Origin of the sequence: Pseudomonas sp. RIT623, assembly GCF_004519305.1 — a bacterium.
Lineage (GTDB): Bacteria > Pseudomonadota > Gammaproteobacteria > Pseudomonadales > Pseudomonadaceae > Aquipseudomonas.
Genome location: NZ_SOZA01000012.1, coordinates 13830 through 33062 on the forward strand (window position 1 = coordinate 13830; position 19233 = coordinate 33062).

Annotated in this window: 15 protein-coding genes and 1 tRNA gene; 9 read left to right on the forward strand and 7 right to left on the reverse strand. The window is 63.1% G+C overall.

What is annotated here, in order from left to right; all coding sequences use genetic code 11:
* Positions 1–2 precede the first annotated feature (2 nt).
* Positions 3–1517, forward strand: coding sequence for a tripartite tricarboxylate transporter permease (locus E3U47_RS10795; RefSeq protein WP_134691430.1), 1515 nt, complete (start codon positions 3–5; stop codon positions 1515–1517).
* Entirely contained in the window at positions 1510–2541 is a 1032-nt protein-coding gene (locus tag E3U47_RS10800; RefSeq protein WP_134691431.1) for an AbrB family transcriptional regulator, read from the forward strand. Before E3U47_RS10795 ends, E3U47_RS10800 begins: the two co-directional genes overlap by 8 nt.
* Positions 2542–2610: 69 nt before the next feature.
* Here E3U47_RS10800 and E3U47_RS10805 read toward each other — a convergent pair whose 3' ends face one another.
* From E3U47_RS10805 to ung, 4 genes are all read right to left on the reverse strand, one after another.
* Positions 2611–5142 carry an autotransporter outer membrane beta-barrel domain-containing protein gene (locus E3U47_RS10805; protein WP_167659470.1) on the reverse strand — a complete coding sequence of 844 codons (2532 nt, stop codon included), beginning with the start codon at positions 5140–5142 and terminating at the stop codon, positions 2611–2613.
* Positions 5143–5381: 239 nt separating this feature from the next.
* On the reverse strand, positions 5382–7616 hold the full coding sequence (locus E3U47_RS10810) for a hypothetical protein (RefSeq protein ID WP_134691433.1): 2235 nt from the start codon (positions 7614–7616) through the stop codon (positions 5382–5384).
* Positions 7617–7686: 70 nt separating this feature from the next.
* Positions 7687–9675 (reverse strand): hypothetical protein, encoded by a 1989-nt coding sequence (locus E3U47_RS10815; protein ID WP_134691434.1) that lies wholly within the window; start codon positions 9673–9675, stop codon positions 7687–7689.
* Between the two features lie 118 nt (positions 9676–9793).
* Positions 9794–10486 carry a uracil-DNA glycosylase gene (ung, locus tag E3U47_RS10820; RefSeq protein ID WP_134691435.1) on the reverse strand — a complete coding sequence of 231 codons (693 nt, stop codon included), beginning with the start codon at positions 10484–10486 and terminating at the stop codon, positions 9794–9796.
* 128 nt (positions 10487–10614) lie between these two features.
* Here ung and E3U47_RS10825 point away from each other — a divergent pair, with 128 nt between their 5' ends.
* The gene (locus E3U47_RS10825; RefSeq protein WP_134691436.1) at positions 10615–11721 is read left to right on the forward strand and encodes an enoyl-CoA hydratase/isomerase family protein; all 1107 of its coding nucleotides are present in this window, start codon (positions 10615–10617) and stop codon (positions 11719–11721) included.
* A gap of 48 nt (positions 11722–11769) precedes the next feature.
* Here E3U47_RS10825 and E3U47_RS10830 read toward each other — a convergent pair whose 3' ends face one another.
* Positions 11770–12165 (reverse strand): hypothetical protein, encoded by a 396-nt coding sequence (locus E3U47_RS10830; protein ID WP_134691437.1) that lies wholly within the window; start codon positions 12163–12165, stop codon positions 11770–11772.
* Positions 12166–12365: 200 nt separating this feature from the next.
* Between E3U47_RS10830 and E3U47_RS10835 the strand changes: the two genes are divergently transcribed.
* From E3U47_RS10835 to E3U47_RS10850, 4 genes are all read left to right on the forward strand, one after another.
* A complete protein-coding gene (locus E3U47_RS10835; protein ID WP_134691438.1) occupies positions 12366–12587 on the forward strand; it encodes a cysteine-rich CWC family protein in 222 nt (73 codons plus the stop codon).
* Between the two features lie 17 nt (positions 12588–12604).
* On the forward strand, positions 12605–13297 hold the full coding sequence (locus tag E3U47_RS10840) for a 16S rRNA pseudouridine(516) synthase (RefSeq protein WP_134691439.1): 693 nt from the start codon (positions 12605–12607) through the stop codon (positions 13295–13297).
* Positions 13298–13910: 613 nt separating this feature from the next.
* Positions 13911–14795 carry an alpha/beta fold hydrolase gene (locus E3U47_RS10845; RefSeq protein ID WP_134691440.1) on the forward strand — a complete coding sequence of 295 codons (885 nt, stop codon included), beginning with the start codon at positions 13911–13913 and terminating at the stop codon, positions 14793–14795.
* A gap of 116 nt (positions 14796–14911) precedes the next feature.
* Positions 14912–14985: transfer RNA gene (locus E3U47_RS10850), tRNA-Gly, on the forward strand.
* A gap of 106 nt (positions 14986–15091) precedes the next feature.
* On the opposite strand, the gene cynS is transcribed toward E3U47_RS10850, so the two are convergent.
* Both cynS and E3U47_RS10860 read right to left on the reverse strand, forming a co-directional pair.
* On the reverse strand, positions 15092–15562 hold the full coding sequence (cynS, locus tag E3U47_RS10855) for a cyanase (RefSeq protein WP_134691441.1): 471 nt from the start codon (positions 15560–15562) through the stop codon (positions 15092–15094).
* A 31-nt stretch (positions 15563–15593) separates the two neighbouring features.
* The gene (locus tag E3U47_RS10860) at positions 15594–16253 is read right to left on the reverse strand and encodes a carbonic anhydrase (protein ID WP_134691442.1); all 660 of its coding nucleotides are present in this window, start codon (positions 16251–16253) and stop codon (positions 15594–15596) included.
* A 112-nt stretch (positions 16254–16365) separates the two neighbouring features.
* Between E3U47_RS10860 and cynR the strand changes: the two genes are divergently transcribed.
* Positions 16366–17250 carry a transcriptional regulator CynR gene (cynR, locus tag E3U47_RS10865; RefSeq protein ID WP_134691443.1) on the forward strand — a complete coding sequence of 295 codons (885 nt, stop codon included), beginning with the start codon at positions 16366–16368 and terminating at the stop codon, positions 17248–17250.
* 185 nt (positions 17251–17435) lie between these two features.
* A complete protein-coding gene (locus E3U47_RS10870; protein WP_134691444.1) occupies positions 17436–19136 on the forward strand; it encodes a SulP family inorganic anion transporter in 1701 nt (566 codons plus the stop codon).
* Positions 19137–19233 lie beyond the last annotated feature (97 nt).

The window sequence follows — 19233 nt, forward strand, 5'->3', positions numbered from 1 at the left end:
ACATGGATACCTTGAGCTACCTCGGCCAGGGCTTCGGCGTCGCCCTGAGCCCGTACAACCTGGTCACCGCCCTGACCGGCACCTTGATCGGCACCGTGGTCGGCCTGCTGCCAGGCCTGGGCCCGATCAACGGCGTGGCCCTGCTGATCCCCATCGCCTTTGCCCTGGGCCTGCCGCCGGAGTCGGCGCTGATCCTGCTGGCCGCGGTGTACCTGGGCTGCGAGTACGGCGGGCGCATCAGCTCGATCCTGCTGAACATCCCCGGCGAAGCCTCTACCGTGATGACCACCCTCGACGGCTACCCCATGGCCCGCCAGGGCCTGGCCGGCGTGGCCCTGTCGCTGTCGGCGTGGAGCTCGTTCATCGGCGCGCTGATCGCCACCTGCGGCATGGTGCTGTTCGCCCCGCTGCTGGCGAAATGGGCGATCGCCTTCGGCCCGGCGGAGTACTTCGTGCTGATGGTGTTCGCCATCGTCGCCCTCGGCGGCATGGCCGGCGACAAGCCGCTGAAGACCTTCATCGCCGCGCTGATCGGCCTGTTCCTGTCGGCGGTGGGCATCGACGCCAACAGCGGCGTGTACCGCTTCACCGGCGACAGCGTGCACCTGGCCGACGGCATCCAGTTCGTGGTGCTGGTGCTGGGGCTGTTCTCCATCAGCGAGATCCTGTTGCTGCTGGAAAAGACCCATCACGGCCATATCGCGGTCAAGGCCACCGGGCGCATGCTGTTCAACTTCAAGGAAGCGGCCTCGGTGTTCTTCGTCAATATCCGCTGCGGCCTGCTCGGCTTCTTCATGGGCGTGCTGCCCGGTGCCGGCGCGACCCTGGCCAGTGCCGTGGCTTACATGACCGAAAAGCGCATGGCCGGCGACAAGGGTAACTTCGGCAAGGGCGACGCCCGCGGCCTGGCCGCGCCGGAAACCGCCATCGGCGCCTCCTGCTGCGGCGCCCTGGTGCCGATGCTGACCTTAGGCGTACCCGGCTCGGGCACCACCGCGGTGATGATCGGCGCGCTGACCCTGTACAACATCACCCCTGGCCCGCTGCTGTTCGAACAGCAACCGGATATCGTCTGGGGCCTGATCGCCTCGCTGTTCATCGCCAACATCATGCTGGTGATCCTGAACATCCCGATGATCCGCATCTTCACCCGCATCCTCGCCGTGCCGAACTGGGCGCTGGTGCCGGTAATCGCGATCATCACCGCGATCGGCGTGTACGCCGTGCATGCCACCACCTTCGACCTGTTCCTGATGGTCGGTATCGGCATCATGGGCTACATCCTGCGCAAGCTGGACTTCCCACTGTCGCCGATCCTGCTGGGGTTCATCCTCGGTGGGCTGATGGAGCAGAACCTGCGCCGCGCGCTGTCGATCTCCAATGGCGAGCTGGGCATCCTCTGGTCGAGCCCGATCAGCATGGGCGTGTGGGTGCTGGTGGTGTGCATGCTGAGCCTGCCGCTGCTGCGCATCTGGCGCAAACGGGCCCAGCAACGCCGGGCCATGGCCGATGCCTGACCGCGCGTTGCCGCTGTACTGGGCCACCGGGCTGGTCGGCCTTGCTGGCGGTTTTATCGCCAGCAGGGTCGGCTGGCCCTTGCCGTGGATGGTCGGTGCGCTGCTGGCGATCATCCTGGTGCGCTGCCTGACACCCTGGCTGTTGCCGGAAATTCCCAATGGTCGCAAGTGCGGGCAATGCGTCATCGGCATCGGTATTGGCCTGCACTTCACCCCGGCAGTGATCGAACAGGTCGCCGACCACTTCGTGCTGATTTTCTTTGGTGCGCTGTTCACCACGCTTTCCAGCGTGATCAGCGTGTGGTTGTTGCGACGCAGCGGCGAGGACCGGGCCACGGCGTTCTTCGCCAGCATGCCAGGTGGCTCGGGCGAGATGGTCAACCTTGGGGCGCGCAATGGCGCGGTGCTCAGCCAGGTGGCCGCGGCGCAGAGCCTGCGGGTGCTGGCGGTGGTGTTGTGCGTGCCGGCGCTGTTCAAAGTGTTGCTGGGCGATGGCGTACCGCTGAATCACGCCGGCAGTGTCAGCTGGGGCTGGCTGGCCCTGATCGCACCGTTGGGCGTTGCCGTGGCACTGATCTGGCAACGCTTGCGCCAGCCCAACCCCTGGCTGTTCGGGCCGTTGCTGGTGGCTGCCACGGTGAGCCTCGCGGGCAATATGCAGATCGGCCTACCCAACGGCGCCAGCCAGATCGGCCAGTGGCTGATCGGCAGCGGCCTGGCCTGTCACTTCAACCGGGCGTTCTTCCGCCGCGCGCCGTCGTTCCTCGGGCGCACCTTGCTGGCCACGGGGTTGTGCATGCTGATCGCCGCAGGCGCGGCATGGGCGTTGAGCCTGCTCACGCACCTGGACCTGCGTTCGCTGACCTTGGGGATGATGCCGGGTGGCATCGCGGAGATGAGCCTGACGGCGGAGACGCTGCAACTGTCGGTGCCGTTGGTGACGGCGTTGCAGGTGATGCGGTTGTTGTTCGTGCTGTTTTTGGCGGAGCCGTTGTTTCGGCGTTGGAATGCGGGTGAAGGATGAGCCATCCGAAACGACTGCCAACAAAAAACGAAAAAGGAAGCCCGGCAGGCTTCCTTTTCCACACATCGGTCAGAAGTCGTAACGCACGCCCACGTTCACACCATAAGGCTGCTCGATGTTCTTACCGTTGCTGTACTCCACATCGGCATGCACACGGAACTGCTTGGACAGCGCCAGCGACACCCCAGCACCCAGCTCGGCACGCGAACCAGACAGGTCATTGTTGAACACGTTGTTGTTGACCTGTACCTGGTTGCGCTGGGCAAATTCATGGGCGAACGCACCTTTCACGTAGGGCTGCACCATGGCCCCGCCATCGAGCGGGATGGTCTTGCCGACGGTGGTACCCACCTTGCCCAGTAACGACTTGGCCATGTCGCCTTCGGCACGCAGGCCGTTGTCGAAGGTGTAGTCCTTGCCAGCGACGGCAGCAGTGGCCACCTGCACGAAGGGCTCGATGAAGTAACCGTCGTTGAGCTTGATGTGCTTGCCCGCCTCCACCGACGCGCTCACGCCGTGGGTGTCGTAGTCACCCTTGCTGCGGGTGTGGTCACTCATACCGACCTTGGCGTTGTTCTGGTAGCGGTTGTACTTGAGCACGGTGTCGACGTAGAAGCCCGTCTGGCGATCCAACCAAGTGGCGTAGCCGCCCACGTAGTAGCTGTCGACGGTACCGGAAGTGCCGTAGTCGAGGTTCAGGTCCGAACGGCTGCTACCGGCCAGCACGCCTAGCAGCCAGTCGCTGTCGGCCAGTTGCATGTCGGCGCCCAGGCTCATGCCGCGCTGGTTCTGCTGGTAACCCGCGCCCTGGGAGGCGCCGCTGACGTTGTACTGGTTGCCGTAAGCACGCATCCATACACCCGCGTTGCGCCCTTCGCTGTAGCGCAGTTCACCCATGCGGCTGCGCAGCGAACTGAGTTCGCCGTAGGCCACGGTGATCGGCGTATTGAACAGCGCCATGGCGGCCATGGTGATCGGCGCGACGGTGCGGGTCTCGCGGTTCAGCACCCAGTCGTTGCCGTCCTGTGCAAGCTCGTAGGAGTAGGCGCCCACGTCAACCCGTTCACGGTCGTTGAGCAGATGGAATTGCGCACCACCGTCGGCGGTCTGGACCAGGCGCAGCGATTCGACACTCGCTTCCTGGCCGCTGCTGCCCACCAGCAGCCCGTGATTGCCCTCGGATGTACCGGTGACGATCAACTGGTCGCCGCTGCCGGTGACGAAATCGCTGTCCATGACGAAGGTGCCATTGCCAGAGAGATTGGTCACCGCCAGGTTGTGGAAGCGGCCTGGGTCGCCAAAGGTGACCTGCCCACCCTGCATGACCAGATCACCGACAGTGCTGTCGTCATTCAGCGTCCAGTGGCTACCGCCACCGAGCGTGGCACTGTTCACATTGTGCAAGGCGCCCAGCAACTGCGCGCCGTTCTGCAGATCGAGGGTGGCACTTCCCCCCTGCGTCACAGTCACGTCGCCTGTCATCTGCCCTTGCTCCAGCAACAGATCGAAGGCGCCGGTAGAACCGACATCGACGTTGCCGGTCAGCGAGGAACGGGTGAAGTTCGCGTGGGTGGTACCGGCGGACTGGATATTGCCCGCCATGGCAGAATCGGTGAGCGTAAGGCCGAGCGTGCCGTTCTGCGCAGTCGTGGCATTGCCGTTCAAGGACGAGCCAGCGAAGGTCACTGTCGATGTGCCTGAGCTTTCGATATCGCCATTCAACGAGGAACGCACCAGGTTTGCCTGGGTGATGCCCGCAGACTTGATGCTGCCGTTCATCGTCGAGTCCTGGAACGCCAGGTCGAGTTTGCCGGTGGCGCTGGTAACAGCATCACCGTTCAGGGTAGAGCCGCTGAAGTTGATGGTCGAAGTGCCAGCGTTGTCGATCCCACCTGTGAAGGTGGAGGCATCGACGCGCACATTTGCCATGCCCTGCTGGCGTACCTGCAAGGCAGTGCCGTTGCCGCCCGTCAGGCTGGAGCCATTGAGCACGTCCAGCGTCGCGACGGTCCCTTGGCCAATCACGACAGCCGGGCCGGCGACTCCGGACACGTGGCTGTTGTCCAAGGTCAACTGGGGCGCATTGTTGGTCGTGCTTTCGACCAGCATCTGCACGCCAGCGGTCTGCCCGGTGATACGGCTACCACCCTCGACCCGCGCCGTGCCACCAAACAGCCGCAGGCCTGGGCCGACCCTACCGGTCACCTGGGTGTTGCGCAACAAAAGTTGACTGCCAGCCGTGACCTGGGCACCAATGCCTGCGCTGATCTGGCTGTCACTCACGCTGGCGGTCGATTGGCCGAAGCTGCGCGCCAGTAACAGGCCCATGCCGTTGCCGGTGTTGACGATGTTCGCGTTGGCAATGGTGGCAGTGCCGTCGAGCAAACCGATGGCATTGCCGGAGGTCACTGAAACCACGCCGCTGGTCATGTTCAGCGTCGACTGGTTCATCTGCAGGGCCTGGGTCTGCGCACCGTTGACATTCAAGGTGGAGTTGGCGCTGGCATTGTAGAAAGTGATGGGAGTAGTGGCGTCGATGGTCAACGTTTCACCCACCAGGTTGCGGGCGGTGGCGTGGCCGGAGTAGGCCGCGAGTGTCAACAGGGCGATGACGCCCGTAAGAGAAAAGGTAAGACGATTACAGGTACTAACGTTCGGCATTCTGGACCTCTCGGCTTAATCGCAATGGGTGCGCAGAAAGCTGGGTACTGCCCGCCAGCCTCACTGCAGGGTCGAGAAGGCTAGTTGGAATAAAAATCTTGATGTGTAGGGGAATTCAACAATGAGATGCAGACTTTTCAACAGCCAGGGCGGTCAGCGTCCACCCTGGTTGCCTTGCCTCATACCCCCCGAGGGCGACCGGTTCCCCACAAAGCGCAGTAACCGTTATTGCTGCCATCGACCGCGTAACGCACCATGACCGCGTTCGACATGTCGACCACACCGTCCTCACGCAGGACCGTGAAGCTACTGAGGAACGAACCTCTCACAGGTCCACGAGGCTCAGGAGGGTCTTGTACGGGGAAATTGATGTCACTGAAAGGCACCACCAGCGTGATCGTGCCTGAGCTTGTGACACGACCGCTGACTTCGGTAGCCGCCTGGTACGGAGCGGTGCCCCTAGCGCTGGCGGAATACTGCAACTGGACGGTGACAGTTGCGCCAACGTTCAGCGTCGGCTCGTTGATCTGCAGCTGAATGCCGTTCCAGGGTTGAGAGTTGCAGTTGAGGATGTTGGTGGTGTTGATGGCCGAACCTGCTGGCCGGTTTTCCCTTGCACCATGACCGGTGCCTGGATTGACCGGGTCCGTGATGTCGACGTTCGAGTAACGCACGAAGGACGTCAGCGTGACGACTGCGGCGACGGTGACTGGCGTCACCGGGGAAAGCATGGCGTTGTCTTCGAACTCGGTGCCAGCGGGCGGATAGACCTCGAAGTAGGCATCCTTCAATCCATTCCCGTGGCGCGCGATCGTTGCCCATGGCAACTCGACATTGATGGTCGAACCTTCGACGGGAGGGTCCGGCAGCTCGATCGCAGGCACCGCAATGATCTCCTCGACGTTCTCTTCGGATCGGTAGTAGATCCGAACCCTGCTACCGGCTTGCGCGCCAGGGTACGTGGTAAAGACGATGGTGGCCGGCAGATTGAAATCTTCTGGTCGAATCCTGTTGTCCACCGGATTGGCACCCCCACCCCGCACCACAAGCTGGCCCAGCAGAGGGTTCGGGCTGCCATCGTCCGGATCCGGAATCGGCCCCATGGTCCGCAGGTCCACCGCCACGACGGCAGGTGCCGATAGTCGCGGGGTCACTTCACCCCGGGACCATTCATAGGTTACCGACAACTCATAGTTGGCCTGCCCATCTGGCTGGGCCAGGTTTTCCCACGTCGCGACCACCGTCCGAGGCGCCGTGCCATAGGTGATGGGAGACAGCCTTTGCGGGCCAGAAGACGTTTGCAGGATCACGACGAGACGATCATTGGGCTGCGCAGAGACGATATCCGGAATCTGGATGGTCAGCCCTGCCCTCGCCACCTCGCGATTGACGCGTGCGGCCTGCAGGATCGGAGCTGGCAAGGTCGTGGGCACATCCTCCAGCTGAATCTCCACCACGAGGCTGCCAGACTCCGCCGACTCCCACCCCGTACGATCGCGCAGCTTGTACTTGACCTGCTTGGTGCCCGCTCCCCAACCTTCGACGACGGTGTTGCTCAGGTCGATCGTCTGTACCAGCTCGTCGCCGACCGGATAGATCTCGATAGGTGCCAGCTCAACACCATTGACGTTGATCACAATCTGGTCAGCAGGCCATTTACCCGAGTAATCCCGCAAGGGGAAGGAAATGGTGGGGTTGTTTCGCAGGTAATCCCGGTCGATCAGCGCGCCTGCCGGAAGATTGGCCGGCCGCTCCAGGGCACGGGGCTGAGTGCCTCGGGAGGGTGGGAATTGGTCGACGTAGACGCGTTGAGGGTCGGACGGTACTTCGTTACCAATTTGATCGTTGCCCAGCGTATAGAAGATATCAACGAAACCCTCTGGAAGCTGATTCCAGAAAGCCGGGTCGATTGCCACATTGACAGGGCCTCCTCCACCTCCCGCAGGGTCGAAAGGCACCCTTGCCAGCGCCTCCATCTTAACCTTTGTAGGAACCGCAATCGGCGTGCCGAACTGATCAAATTGATAATCCATTCGCCACAGGTAAATCAGGTCGAGTGAACCAGCGTAATCACCAGGGTCGTCAGGCACCGTGGACGGCCAAGCCGGAATCGTCAAGGTTACGTAGTTATTGCGTTCGTCCGTAACCTCAAAGGCTTCACGCTTGATTGTGATACCCCGCCCGTCACCGTTCTCAGGCAGGACTTTGTCGGCATCAATGATGAACGGATTACTTGCTTGAACACCTACAGACATTAGCCCATTGCTTTTCGAGCGGACATAATCAGCCAGTGCCTTGTCAATCTTCTTGGAGAGTTCCAGGTACTCCTCTTTGGTCTTTGCTGGATCCGGTGTAGTAGCACCCGGCGCGGAAGTTTCTCCCACCACCGTGCTGTTTTTTTCAAAGCTTGTCATAGCATTCTCCTGGGAATTGAAAAATCAACTACAAACGGCTTCACTGCAGCCGGAATACCTACAAGACCGATTAAAGCGTCCTGAAGCTGCACCCCATTGTGCTGGAGAAGATAAAGTCGACGCGCACTTCGAGCGGGCGTGAAAAGCCCACGCTGCCATCGTTCTTCTCAACGTCGTACCAAACCCTCAACTGGCCTTCTTTCCTGAAACTTCCAAACTGATCGTGAAGTGCCTGCTTCACCGGTCCCAAGAGCAAGCGCAGGTTCTGGTTCGCGCGGGTCACCGGCACGAGGGCGGAAAACTGCTCTTCACCCACCGCAATAAACTTCGTGCCTTCTATTCGATACAGCCGCCAACGCAAGCGAACTTGATCCCCTACTTGCAGCCCAGCACTCGCGGGCACATCGAACGGAATGTCAGCGTCCGCGGGGATCGGCTCAGCGAGGGCGTTATACAAAGAGTCGCAACTGAGGTTGCCCCAGAAGTTGACATAGGGCTCGACATACGCCGGCTCTGGATACGTCGCTACCCACGCCACCGTGACCGTGGTGACCGGCGAACGCTGCCGGTTGACGCCGTTGCTGGCCCAGTAGTGCACTGGAACCCGACCACTGCTGTGCTTGACCTGGCTATAGGGAATGGGCGGAAAAGTGATCGTCTGGTTTTCCTGGTCGCCCGCCTGTACCACATAGGTCGAAACGGGAAGCTGCGAGCCATTCCAATGCAATTCCAACCGTTGTCCCAGCTCAGGCCGTGCGTAGAGCAGCACTTCCACCCTCACGTCCTGATCGATATCCGGAGTACCCAGGTGATTGTCTCCCGTACGGCCCTTGACCACGACGGGCGCCAGCAGCGGGTTTTCTGGCCCAGGGCCTTCCGGGTCGGGGCCTGCGACACGCAGGTCGACCATGACCTGGATACCCGTCGTTTCCTGCGAGCCACCATGGCGGTTGCTGGTGTAGTACACGTTCGCCAGCACAGGCCCGACAAACCCCTGGGCTGTGATATCCGCCCAAGGTACCTCCACACGCACAGGCCATTGCTGAACGGCACCCACCGTGACAGCCTGCAATGGTCGGTTGTTCCAGAACACCTGCAGCACATCGCCAGGCTGCGCCGCTTCGATCCTGGGGATCTCGACCCGCACAGGCGTACGGGCGTCCTGTAGGTTCACCAGCCCATCGGTGGCCAGTGGCACTTGGGCACGCGGAAGCTCGACGGGTACAGGCAACAGCACTTCCACATTGAGTGCAGATGATTGCATCCCCACGTTTCCAGAGCGATCCAACAACCTGCAAACCACACGAAACTTGCCATTGGTCAATTGCGCGGCGGGCACTTCGACAAGAAACGGGGTTTGCTGCTTGTTATCCGCATTTACGGTAACTTCGAACAAGGGATTAAAAGGCAGGTTCGTCGTGCCCGACGTACTCGAATCGAGCATGAAAAGTTGCACTTTGTCTTCAAGACGAATATCGGCCCAGCGGTCAACCTTGAAGATTGCCTTGTTTCCGCTCTGATCCAGATAGGCTTGATCGATGACCGTTACATTGTCTTCCCGCAACGGGCAAGGGCGACCAATATTAGGTGCCGCCTGGTCTATCCGGACCCTGGTCTCAGGAGAAGGTTCTCGGTTGTTGATATACTCGACCCAGACTTCGAACTTGAGCGTGCCCACATTGGGAACTAGTTTTGCTGCGGGCACACTCAGATCGACCGGAAAGTACCGTTCACCGTTTGCATCCTCTTCAACACTGGGTTGCATCTCCCAATAAACAACTTCGCCTACCGTTCTGTCGTTCCAGAACGGCTGAAATCCCAGCTGGGGACTCTCGTAACCGTCCGCGATCAACTGCCTGTAGTCGCTTTCGTAGTCAGCCCAGGCCTTTACCCGAAAAGGCAACGCAATGATCTGCCTTTCAAGGGGCAGTGTGAAGGCACCCTCCTCGTCATCGAGCAACGGCAGCACCCCCACTGGCACAGGGGCATCGAGAAAGACTTCGCCGGGTTCTGGAGAGAGGATGGAGCCCTTGCTTTTAGCCTTCACCAGCCTCGACATTTTCAACCCCCGGCAATTTAAAGCCCTCGCACTGCAAGGGCTGTACGGCTTCGATGGGGCTGAATCTAGCGCTGACGGAAATTCCGCGAAACTGGCAAAAATACTAGGTGCGGCGGCACTACAACGGTGGCAGCGCCCAATCGATCGGCGCCATCCCATGCTGCTGCAGGAAGCCATTGGCCCGGCTGAAATGCCCACACCCAAAGAACCCGCGATACGCCGATAGCGGCGACGGGTGCACCGACTTGAGCACCAGGTGGCGGGTGCCGTCGATCAGCTTCTGCTTGCTCTGGGCATGGGCGCCCCACAGCAGGAACACCACGTTCGGGCACTGTTCGCTGACCACCTGGATGATCCGGTCGGTGAAGAACTCCCAGCCTTTCTTCGCATGGGAGGCGGCGTTGGCGCGCTGCACGGTCATGGTGGTATTGAGCAGCAGCACGCCCTGCTCGGCCCAGCTCTGCAGGTAGCCGTGGTTGGGGATGGGCAGGTTCAGGTCGCGCTGCAACTCCTTGTAGATGTTCACCAGCGACGGCGGCGCGGGCACGCCGGGCTGCACCGAGAAGCACAGGCCGTGGGCCTGGCCTGGGCCGTGGTACGGGTCCTGGCCGAGGATCACCACCTTGACCTGGTCCAACGGCGTGGAGTTCAGGGCATTGAAGATCAGCGGCCCAGGCGGGTAGATCTCCTTGCCGGCGGCGTACTCGGCCCGCAGGAACTCACGCAGCTGGTGCATGTAGGGCTGGTCGAACTCGGCGCGCAACGCGGCTTTCCAGCTGGGTTCGAGCTTGATGCGATCGTCGTCGGTCATGGGGGTATCCAATAGCAAAGTGGCGCGACACTAGGAAAGCCGCGCCGGCTTGTCAATCGATCCGACCGGCGACCGGCAGCTTCGTGCCAGCCGGCCATACTGGTGGGATGACCTGCGCGAGGTAGCCCATGTCCATTCACTGCGAGGTACTCACGGGAGCCGACGGCGCCCGTCTTGGCATCGCCACCCTGGATGCACCCAAGACGCTCAACGCCCTGACCCTGCCGATGATCGAGATGCTCGACGAGCAATTACATGCCTGGGCCGACGACCCCGGCATCGTCTGCGTGCTGCTGCGCGGCAACGGGCCCAAGGCCTTTTGCGCCGGGGGCGATGTGCGGGCGCTGGTGCAGGCCTGCCGTGAACACCCCGGCAGCGTGCCGCCGCTGGCGGCCACGTTTTTCGCCAGCGAGTACCGCCTAGACCATCGCCTGCACACCTATCCCAAGCCGCTGCTGTGCTGGGGCCATGGCCATGTGCTGGGCGGCGGCATGGGGCTGTTGCAAGGCGCTTCGGTGCGTATCGTCACCCCCAGCAGCCGCCTGGCCATGCCCGAGATAAGCATCGGCCTGTACCCGGATGTCGGTGCCAGCTGGTTCCTCGCCCGCCTGCCCGGCAAGCTTGGCCTGTTCCTGGGCCTGACCGGCGCGCCGATCAATGCCCGTGATGCCCTGGACCTGGGGCTGGCCGACCGTTTTCTTGGCGAACATCAGCAAGACGCCTTGATCGAAGAGCTGCTGCAGTTGAACTGGCAGGAGCAAACCGCCCTGCAGCTCAACAGCCTGCTCAAGGCCGAGCAGCACCGCGCCTGGGCCCAGCTGCCCGAAGGCCAGTGGCTGGCGCGCCGGGCAGTGATCGATGAGGTTCTCGACGTAGCCGACCCGGTGGCAGCCTGGCGTGCCTTGGCAGGGTTGGCCAGGCACCCCGACCCACTGTTGGCGGCGGCGGGCCAGCGCCTGCGCGACGGTTGCCCGCTAACCGTGCACCTGGTGTGGGAGCAGATTCGCCGGGCTCGGCAGCTGTCGCTGGCGCAGGTGTTGCAAATGGAATACGGCATGAGCCTGAACTGCTGCCGTTATCCGGAGTTCAGCGAGGGCGTGCGGGCGCGCTTGCTGGACAAGGACGACACCCCGCACTGGCATTGGCCAGACGTGGCACAAGTGCCAGCGGCGGTGGTGCAGGCGCATTTTGCCAATGAGTGGGAAGGCCGGCATCCGCTGGCTGAGCTGGGCTGAGTTCAAGCAAGCCGCTTGGCCCGTAGGCACCGGCTTCGCCAGCTAACCTCAACGCTGCCAGTTGTGGTTGCCTCGCGGGTTACCCTGGCGGTTCGAATGCCAACGGTCCCCGCGACCATCACGACGGTCCTGGCGGTAGTCGTTGCGGTTGCGATCCCCCCCGTAGTCGTAGCGTTGGCGATTGCCGTAGTCGTACCGTGGGTTGCCGTGCCAGCGTGGCTGCATGCCGGGCGCCGGATACGGTCGGTAGTAACGCGGTGCGGGCTGGTAGTAATAACGCGGCTGCGGCGCCACGTAGTAACGGTCCTGACGATAGTAGCCGGGGTACACGTAGCGGTCGCTGGTGTAGTAATCGCTGCGGTAATAGCCACCGCTCTGGTAATAAGGGGCGCAGGCGGATGTCAGCAGCCCCAACAGGACAATGAGCAGGATTCGTTGGTACATGGCGGCCTCCTGGACCGCGAGGATGCCCAGCACAGCGGCACTGGCGGGCGTCGACGGCAATGCGTGCATCGACACAGGATCAGACAACGCCACCGGGGTTCGGTGCGTTTTCTGCAACAATTTGAAACAGCTCGTCCTACCCAGGCGCGCCCCTGCACCTCGCTCCGATATACTGGCCAGCCTGACACCCGGAACCGACCATGCCCGACCCTCGCCATTGCCCCGCCTGCGGCGCCCTCAACCAGTGCGGCCTGGCCGACCCTCGCAGCGCCACTCAGGGCTGCTGGTGCTTCAGCGTGCGCATCGAGCCGGCGATCATCCAGGCCCTGCCTGCCGAACTGCGCGACCAAGCCTGCCTGTGCCCGCGCTGCGCCCAGGTAGACGCGCAACTCAAGGCGCTGTCGCCACCGCCGATCCGCTAGAGCCAAGACCCGCCACCATGCGCCTCGACCGATTCCTCGGCAACCTGCCCTGCTACAACCGCCAGCAAGTACGCCTGCTGCTAATCCAGCGCCGTGCGCGCGTGGACGGTGAGATAGTGACCGACCCACTGCACCCGGTGCGCGAGTTCAGCCGCGTCGAGGTGGACGAACAGGTGCACCAGGCAGGCCGCCCGACACGCTACCTGATGCTGCACAAGCCCGCCGGTTGTGTCAGCGCCACCCATGATCCGCAACACCGCACGGTGCTCGACCTGCTGCCGGAAGAGCTGCGCGCGGACCTGCACATCGCCGGGCGCCTGGACTACAACACCACCGGGCTAATGATCCTGACCAACGACGGCCAGTGGTCACGACGCCTGACCCAGCCGCGCACGAAGTTGCCAAAGGTCTATCGCGTGCACACCGAGGACGAGATCGGCGCGCATTACATCGACAAGTTCCGCGAAGGGTTCTACTTCGCCTTCGAGGACCTCACCACCTTGCCCGCCCAACTGGACATCCTCGCCCCGCGCGAGGCCAGGCTGGCGATCGTCGAAGGGCGTTATCACCAGGTAAAGCGGATGTTCGGGTATTTCCAGAACAAGGTGGTGGGCTTGCACCGCGAGCGCATGGGGCCGATCGAGTTGGACCCGACCTTGGCCCCTGGTGAGTTCAGGGCTTTGAGTTCAGCGGAAATCGCCGCTGTTTGATCCACATCCCCTGTAGGAGCCAGCTTGCTGGCGAACCAGACACCAAGGTGAATGGCACCGGCTATGCCGGTGTTCGCCGGCAAGCCGGCTCCTACGTCGATTGCGCCCCAACACCCGTAGGAGCCAGCCTTGCTGGCGAACCTGGCACCGGCGTGCGGTGTTCGCCGGCAAGCCGGCTCCTACGTCGATTGCGCCCCCAACACCCGTAGGAGCCAGCCTTGCTGGCGAACCTGGCACCGCGGTGGATGGCACCGGCGGGCCGGTGTTCGCCGGCACGCCGGCTCTTGGGTGGGCAAGCCCGCTCAGGCGCTCCCTGGCAAAAGATCCTCTGAACGGCACTTGCGCGATCCCGTCGCCGCTGCTTGACTGCTAACTCGTCGGTCTGCATGTGACCATTCAGTCACTAACGCAGACCAAGACGCCCTTGCCGGCCACCCAAGGTCTCGATGCCCTGGGGCACGGCAATCGCCCGCCACAACAATTACCGTCGACAAATGCGTCAAGGATCGACACCAGGGCCCACCGGTTTCTCTTCCAGGCAAATGCCTACCTGTCATAAAGAACGTGCACCCTAGGTGACGCGAATACCCTTTTTGCGCCAGGAGTCGATGACATGAGGCCAGAAATCGCTGTACTTGATATCCAAGGGCAGTACCGGGTTTACACGGAGTTGCATCGCGCCCAAGGCGCCGAGAAGACCATCATCCTGATCAATGGCTCGCTGGCCACCACGGCGTCGTTCGCACAGACCGTGCGCAACCTGCACCCGCAGTTCAACGTGGTGCTGTACGACCAGCCGTACGCCGGCAAGTCCAAGCCGCACAACCGCCACGAGCGGCTGCTCAGCAAGGAGACCGAGGCGCACATCCTGCTCGAGCTGATCGAGCATTTCCGTGCCGACCACATGATGTCGTTCTCCTGGGGCGGTGCCTGCACCCTGCTGGCGCTGGCGCACCAGCCGCGCCTGGTGCAGAAGGCCATCGTCAGCTCGTTCTCGCCGGTGATCAACGAACCGATGCGCGACTACCTGGAACGTGGCTGCCAGTACCTGGCCGCCTGCGACCGCTACCAGGTCGGCAACCTGGTCAACGACACTATAGGCAAGCACCTGCCATCGCTGTTCAAGCGCTTCAACTACCGGCATGTCAGCAGCCTCGACAGCCATGAGTACGCGCAGATGCACTTCCACATCAACCAGGTGCTCGACCACGACCTGGCGCGGGCATTGAAGGCGGCGCGCAACATCGACATCCCGGTGCTGTTCATCAACGGCGACCGTGACGAATACACCACAGTCGAAGATGCCCGCCAGTTCAGCCAGCATGTCAGGCGCAGCCAGTTCAGCGTGATCCGCGATGCCGGGCACTTCCTCGACATGGAGCACAAGGCCGCCTGCGAGGATACCCGCAGCGCCATGCTCGGCTTCCTCAAGCCGGTCGTGCGCGAACCCCGCCAACGCTACACAGCGGTACCGGGGCAGCATGCATTGGCGATCTGAGCGCATCGGCGACCTGTAGCCCTCCCCTACCCGCAGGCTATCGGCCGCCGACAGGCTTTTTTATAACCTTGGGCTTCTAATTGGAGGGGGGTTATGGTAAAAAGTCGAGCGCCGAAGCGGGTATAGTTTAGTGGCAAAACGAAAGCTTCCCAAGCTTTAGTTGAGGGTTCGATTCCCTCTACCCGCTCCACTTTCGCTCTGGATACCCGCTGTATCCATCGCGCTTCTGGCAACACCCGAATCCACGCACAAGGCCCGACTGGCGACACGCCAGCCGGGCCTTGTGCATTGTGCGATCAGAACGGCTTGGTCGGCAGGTACTTGCCATCCAGGGTGATCACCGCCCGCGAACCGCCTTCAGGGTCCTCGACCTTCTTCACGTCCAGCTTGAAGTTGATGGCGCTGATGATGCCGTCGCCGAACTTCTCATGCACCAGCACCTTCAGGGTGGTGCCGTACACCTGCAGCATCTCGTAGAAACGGTAGATGGTCGGATCGGTGGGCACGCGGTTGTCGATGCTGCCGCGCAGCGGGATGGCCTGCAGCAAGGTCACCGCGTCGACATCGAGGCCAAGCTTGTCGGCGACCGCCTGGGCCGCTTCGCGCGGCAAGGCGTGCTGGCCCAACAGCGCGGCGGTGACGAAGGCCTCGGACAGGCCGGTACCCTCGCTGATCTGGGCGAACGACAGGTCCTTGCGGGCCTTGGCCAGGAGGATGACGTCGGTCAGGGCGAGACGGGCGTTCTGGCTGACTTGGGACTGGATCATGGCATTGCTCCTAGGGTGGGATGAATCGGTTTCAAACCGCACGCGGCAGTTGCGGGGCCAGGGCGCGCACCTCGGGGTGATGCGCCAGGGACAGGAAGTGCCCGCTGGCGCCATCGAAAGTGTCGATGCGGCCACTGGCGATGTCGTAGACCCAGCCATGCAGCGCCAGCCGCCCCTGCTCCAGGGCCAGGCGTACCGAGGGATGGGTTTGCAGGTTGGCCAATTGGGCGATCACGTTCTCGCGCACCATCGACTCGACCTTGGCCGCCGCGCTGGCATGGCGCCGGGCATCGTTGACCACCCGGGCCGACTCGGCGTAGCGCAGCCAGCCGGCCACTGCGGGCATGTGCTCGAGGCAAGCGCAGTTGGCGATGGCGCTCATGGCGCCACAGTCCGAATGGCCGCAAATGACGATGTCGCTGACCTGCAGCGCGGCAACTGCGTATTCCACCGAGGCCGACACGCCGCCCGGCTCCGGCCCGTACGAGGGCACGATGTTGCCGGCGTTGCGGATGACGAACAGCTCGCCCGGTTCGCGCTGGGTGACCAGCTCCGGCACCAGCCGGCTGTCCGAGCAAGAGATGAACAGAGCCCGCGGCTGTTGCCCGCAGGCCAGGTCGCGGAACAGCCCGGCGCGTTCGGGGAACGCGTCGCGCTGGAACTTCAGGAAGCCGTCGATGATGTCCTGCATGGTGCAAACCTCTAGCTCGCGTGGCGATGGAGCAGAGGTTAGACAGCGGTTCGCATAAGGTAAAAGTCTCATTTATTATGATGAACATCGGATTATCTTATGCAGGTAAACCATGCTCGCCCGTCATGTCCATTACTTCCTGGCCGTCGCTGAACACCACAGCTTCACCCGCGCCGCTGCCGCGCTGCATGTCTCGCAACCGGCGTTGTCGCAGCAGGTTCGGCAACTGGAGGACAGCCTCGGCGCGCAGCTGTTCGACCGCTCCGGACGCAGCACCCGCCTGACCGATGCCGGCGAGGTCTACCTGCGCCACGCCCGCGCCGCGCTGCAGGCGCTGCAACAGGGGCAGCGCGCCCTGCACGATGTGGCCGACCTGAGCGAAGGCCTGTTGCGCCTGGCGGTAACGCCGACCTTCACCGCCTACCTGGTCGGGCCGCTGGTCGAAGCCTTCCACCGCCGTTACCCGAATATTCGCCTGAGCGTGCGCGAACTGTCCCAGGAGCAGATGGAAGCGCTGCTGCTGGCCGATGAACTGGATGTCGGTATCGCCTTCGAGCAGGCCAATGCCCAAGATATCGAGGCGCGTCCGTTGCTGGTGGAAACCCTGGCCTTGGTGGTCGGTGACGGCCATCCGCTGGCCCAGCAGGCCACGATCAATGCGCAGGCACTGGGGAGGGAATCGCTGATCCTGCTTGCCAGCGAGTTCGCCACCCGCGAGCAGATCGACCGTTACTGCCGCCAACATGCCATCCAGCCGCGCATCCTGATGGAAGCCAACGCCATCAGTGCCGTGCTCGAGGTGGTGCGTCGCACATCGCTGTCGACCTTGCTGCCGGCCGCCATCGCCAGCGAAGCTGATGGCCTCAGCGCCCTGGCCCTGGAGCCCTGGCCTCTTGAGCGCACCGCCGCGCTGCTGCAACGCCGAGGTAGCTACCAGAGCGCCGCCGCGCGTGCGTTCATCGAGGTAGCGAACGAGCTGGCAAGACCGGCGCCTTAGCAAACACTGGGCGGGCTTGCCTTGCGATGCCGGCGCCCCCCCTCGCGGGTCAAGCCCGCTCCCACGACCGTTCATTGACCTGGCCCATAGCCATCTCGCATGGCCTGCAGCAGAATCGACTTGCACGCGCAGCGACTCTCGGCGCATACACCTAAGCTCGCAGAGACATTTCCAAAGGACGGCACATGTTTCTTTACCGCTGGCTACCGGGCCTGGCCAACCTGCTGCACTACCGCCGCGAGTGGTTCCACGCCGACCTGCAAGCCGGGCTGTCAGTGGCCGCGATCCAGATCCCGATTGCCATCGCCTATGCGCAAATCGTTGGCCTGCCTCCCCAATACGGCCTGTACGCCTGCGTGCTGCCGATGATGGTCTACGCCCTGATCGGCAGCTCGCGCCAACTGATGGTCGGCCCCGATGCCGCCACCTGCGCCATGATCGGCGGCGCCGTGGCGCCGCTGGCCATGGGCGACCCGCAGCGCATCGCCGAACTGTCGGTGATCGTCACCGTGCTGGTGGGCGCGATGCTGATCGGCGCTGGGGTGGCACGGGCCGGTTTCATCGCCAGTTTCTTCTCGCGACCGATCCTCATCGGCTACCTCAACGGCATCGGCCTGAGCCTGATCGCCGGGCAGTTGTCGAAGGTGGTGGGGTTCAAGATCGAAGGCGATGGTTTCATCCTCAGCCTGATCAACTTCTTCCAGCGCCTGGGCGAGATCCACTGGCTGAGCCTGGCCATCGGCCTGGCTGGGCTGGGCCTGCTGATCTGGCTGCCGCGGCGCTACCCGCGCTTGCCGGCGGCACTGGTGACCGTGGTGGTCTTCACCGCCCTGGCCGGGCTGTTCAGCCTGGATCGCTTCGGGGTGGCGATCCTTGGCCCGGTGCCGGCCGGCATCCCCGAGCTGGCCTGGCCGCAGAGCAACCTGGCGGAAACCAAGAGCCTGCTGCGCGACGCCCTGGGTATCGCCACCATCAGTTTCTGCAGCGCCATGCTCACCGCCCGCAGTTTCGCCGCCCGCCATGGCTACGCGATCAACGCCAACCATGAGTTCGTCGCCCTGGGCGTGAGCAACCTGGCCGCCGGCATCTCCCAGGGCTTTGCCATCAGCGGCGCCGACTCACGCACCGCGGTCAACGACATGGTCGGTGGCAAAAGCCAGCTGGTAGGCATCATCGCCGCGCTGGTGATCGCCTTGATCCTGCTGTTCTTCACCGCGCCCATGGCCTGGATCCCCCAGGCCGCGCTGGGTGCCGTGCTGCTGATGGCCGGCTGGGGGCTGATCGACGTCAAGTCGCTCAGGAGCATCCGCACCCTCAGCCGCTTCGAGTTCTGGCTGTGCCTGCTGACCACCGTCGGCGTGCTCGGCCTGGGCGTGCTGCCGGGCATCGTGTTCGCCGTGACCCTGGCCATCCTGCGCCTGCTGTACAGCATCTACCAGCCCACCGACGCGGTGCTCGGCTGGATGCCGGGCGTCGAGGGCCAGGTCGACGTGCGCCAGCACAAGGAGGCGCGCACCGTGCCGGGGCTGCTGGTATACCGCTTCGACGACGCGATCCTGTTCTTCAACGCCGACTACTTCAAGATGCGCCTGCTCGACGCCGTGCAGGGCAGCGAGCAGACCCAGGTGGTGCTGTTCGACGCCGAGGCGGTGACCAGCATAGATGTCAGTGGCATCGCCGCCCTGCGCGAGGTACGCGACACCCTGGCCGCCCAGGGCATCCACTTCGCCATCGCCCGCGCCCGTGGCACCTTCCTGCGCATGCTGGTGCGCTCGGGCATGGCCCGGGAACTGGAGGACAAGCTGCTGTTCGGCTCGGTACGCGCGGGGATTCGGGCGTATCGGGTATGGCGCAACAGGAGCCGCCAGGCGCTGAAAGAGCAGTAAAGGAAAGGGACTACGCCGTCTGTTGAGGCGAATGACACCACCGGCAGAAGCCCTGTAGGTAGCCTGGGGGCTCATTTTCCTCCGTAGCGTCGCCCCG